The 2,876-nt window shown below is 74.2% G+C and carries 2 protein-coding genes and 2 pseudogenes; 1 reads left to right on the top strand and 3 read right to left on the bottom strand.

What is annotated here, in order from left to right; translation table 11 throughout:
• Positions 1 to 346 (bottom strand): annotated as a pseudogene (locus H5J30_RS25260) (ThiF family adenylyltransferase); the annotation flags it as partial.
• 178 nt (positions 347 to 524) lie between these two features.
• Between H5J30_RS25260 and H5J30_RS25255 the strand changes: the two are divergent.
• A complete protein-coding gene (locus H5J30_RS25255; protein WP_181789655.1) occupies positions 525 to 1,109 on the top strand; it encodes a M48 metallopeptidase family protein in 585 nt (194 codons plus the stop codon).
• Positions 1,110 to 1,151: 42 nt separating this feature from the next.
• Here the strand turns inward: H5J30_RS25255 and H5J30_RS25250 are convergent, their stop codons facing one another.
• Together H5J30_RS25250 and H5J30_RS25245 are read right to left on the bottom strand one after the other, a co-directional pair.
• Entirely contained in the window at positions 1,152 to 1,682 is a 531-nt protein-coding gene (locus tag H5J30_RS25250) for an NUDIX hydrolase (protein ID WP_181789654.1), read from the bottom strand.
• 239 nt (positions 1,683 to 1,921) lie between these two features.
• Positions 1,922 to 2,876, bottom strand: a pseudogene (locus H5J30_RS25245) (aminotransferase-like domain-containing protein); the annotation flags it as partial.

Below are 2,876 nucleotides of genomic sequence, written 5' to 3'. Positions count from 1 at the left end.
CCGCCGCCGGCCCGGGGGGTGCCGAACGGTGGATGCGGCGTGGAAAGTCGGTGGAGGTCGGGTGCTCGTCCCGGGGAGTTCCCGTGCCGTTCGGCGGGGGCGGGCCCTCGTCGACCAGCCCGGCCCGCGTCAATCGGGCGACGAGCGTGTCCACCGACCGGGGGGAGAGCCCGAACCTGTGCGCCTCGCGGCGCAGCGCGTCCAGCCCGCGGGTGCCGTCCAGCCTGCGCAGGAACAGCCCCGTCGCCGAGTCCACCGGATGGATCGACACCGCATGTGCCCTGGTCACGCCCAGCTGCATGGTGTGCCTGCCGCGCCAGCTCCGCCGCAGCGCCGGCTTGATCATCGGATACATCGCGCCCCCCTCGTTCCTCCGCCACTCTGCCAGCCCGCCGCGGCACCTCATCATGAGTTATCCACAGGTGCCGGAAAAAGTATTACGAATTGGCCGCGGTGGCCGCGACGGTCCCGCACACCTGCTCCTGGCCGGGACTTTCTCCGCCCTGACCAGGTAACGTCGTGCCGTGCCCGCTGACCCAGAGCACAGCCCAGGACGGCCGAAACCGTCGCGAGCGGTCGAGGTCAGACGCAGCGCGCGCAGACGCAGGACCGTTTCCGCATATCGCGAGGGCGACCGCACCGTCGTGCTGATCCCCGCCCGCATGAGCGAGGCGGAGGAGCAGCGCTGGGTCACGGTCATGCTCGACAAGCTGCAGGCCCAGGAGAACCGGCGGATGCCGGGCGACGGCGAGCTGGCCGACCGCGCCCAGCGGCTGTCCGCCCAGTACCTCGACGGGCGGGCCCGGCCCAGGAGCGTGCGGTGGGTCACCAACCAGAACACCCGCTGGGGCTCCTGCACCCCCGCCGAGGGCACGATCCGCCTCTCGCACCGGCTCAAGGGCATGCCCGAGTACGTCATCGACTACGTGCTGATCCACGAGCTGGCGCACCTGCTCGTGCCGGGCCACGGCCCCCGCTTCTGGGACCTCGTCGGCGCCTACCCCCGCACCGAGCGCGCCCGCGGCTACCTGGAGGGCGTGGTCGCCGGCGAGAGCCTGCCCTTCATCCCCCGCCCCACGCCGACCAGCCCTCCGCCCGGCAGCGACTAGACCGGATCCGGGCGGCCGGGGCCGCGGGCGGACGCCCGGTCCTCAGGCCAGCCGCGCCCGCGTGCGCTCCATGAGCGCCGCCACGGACGGGTCGGCGACACCGGCCACCTCGTCGTACCCGTACCAGCGCAGATCCAGCGACTCCTCGCTGATCGCCGGCACCGAATCCGCGGGGGCCAGCGCCGCGTACTGCACGTCCAGGTGCCAGGCGCACGGCGTGTGGTGCCGGTCGAGGCCCACCGGCCCGCCGGGCAGCAGCGTGAGGCCCGCTATCCCGGACTCCTCGGTCGCCTCCCGGAGAGCCGCCGAGGCCAGCGTCGCGTCCTCCGGCTCGCAGTGGCCGCCCGTCTGCAGCCACATCCTCATCTTGCCGTGCAGGGTCAGCAGCACCCGCTCACGAGCCACGTCGACGATCAGCGCGCTGGCCGTCACATGCCCGTCCGCACACGGCTTGTACATCCCTCCGGGATGCGCCGCCAGATGCTCCAGGTACGTGGTCCGGAGCGCGTCCTGACCGCCGTCGGGCGCGCTCCACTCCTTCAGTACGCGCTCGGCGTCGTCCCGCAGCGTCACTTGCCCGTGTCGCCCTTGTCGTCGCCCGGCCCGTCCTGACCGTCCTCGCCGTCCGGCCCGGCCTTCTCGCCGGGCCCGCTCTTCCCGTCCGGCTCGGCCTTCCCGTCCGGTGCGGCCTTCCCTTCGCCGCCCGAGCCCGAGCCACCCGGCTCGGCGCCGCCCCCCGAGCCCAGCAGCTTCTCCAGCTCCGAGAAGTCCACCTGCTCGCTGTGTACGAACCCGTCCGGGTCGTCCAGGTCGCCCGCCGTCGGCACGGTGTACTCCCAGTCGGGCAGATGGCGCTGCAGCGCGGCCACGATCGCGTCGCGGTTGGCGCGGGCCTGGGAGCGGCGCAGGCCGGTGGCCGCGGCCCAGCCGCCGCCCTCCAGCAGCCAGGTGGTGGCCAGTTGCTCCACCACCGGCGAGCCGAGGTCGGCGTACGCGCGGGCGGAGACAAGGCTGCGGATCACCTCGGGGGCGGCGCGCACCCAGCCGATGCGCAGGCCCGCCCAGAACGCCTTGCTGGCCGAGCCGACGGTGACGACGGTGGAGCCCGCCGGGTCGTACGAGGCCATGGGGCGCGGGCGTTCGCCCGGGTCGTCCAGGCGCAGCTCGCTCATCGTCTCGTCGGCGACGACGACGGTGCCGGCCCGCCGGGCCGCGTCGACGAGCGCGCGGCGCTGGTCGTCGTCGGCCAGGGCGCCGGTGGGGTTGTGGTAGTCGGGGATGACGTACGCGAGGCGCGGGGCGGCGTCGCGCAGGGTGTGCCGCCAGGTCTCCACGTCCCAGCCGGTCAGCCCCTCGCCCATGGCCACGGGCACCAGCCGGGCGCCGTCCTCGCGCATGAGCTGCAGGATGTTGGCGTAGCTGGGCGAGTCCACGGCGATGCGCTCGCCGCGGCCGGCGAAGAGCCGGCAGAGGGCGATCATCGCGCCCATCGCCCCGGTGGTGATCATGATCTGCTCGGACATGGTCGGGACCCCGCGGGCGGTGTACCGCTCGGCGATCGCCTTGCGCAGGCCGGGCAGTCCCGCGGGATAGTCGCCGTGGGTGTGGGCGTAGAGCGGAAGCTGCTCCAGGGCGCCGTGCATCGCGCGGGTGAGCCACGGCTCGGGGGCGGGCAGCGCGGCGCAGCCGAGGTCGATCATCGAGCCGGTGGCGTCCGGCGGCAGCGGCTCCAGGCCGCGGGTGGGCAGCGGGTGCCCGGCCGACACG

Origin of the sequence: Streptomyces phytophilus (assembly GCF_013870535.1) — a bacterium.
In the GTDB taxonomy this organism is placed as follows: domain Bacteria; phylum Actinomycetota; class Actinomycetes; order Streptomycetales; family Streptomycetaceae; genus Streptomyces; species Streptomyces phytophilus.
Note: the sequence above shows the minus strand (reverse complement) of the source record. Positions and strands in the feature narration are given on the sequence as shown.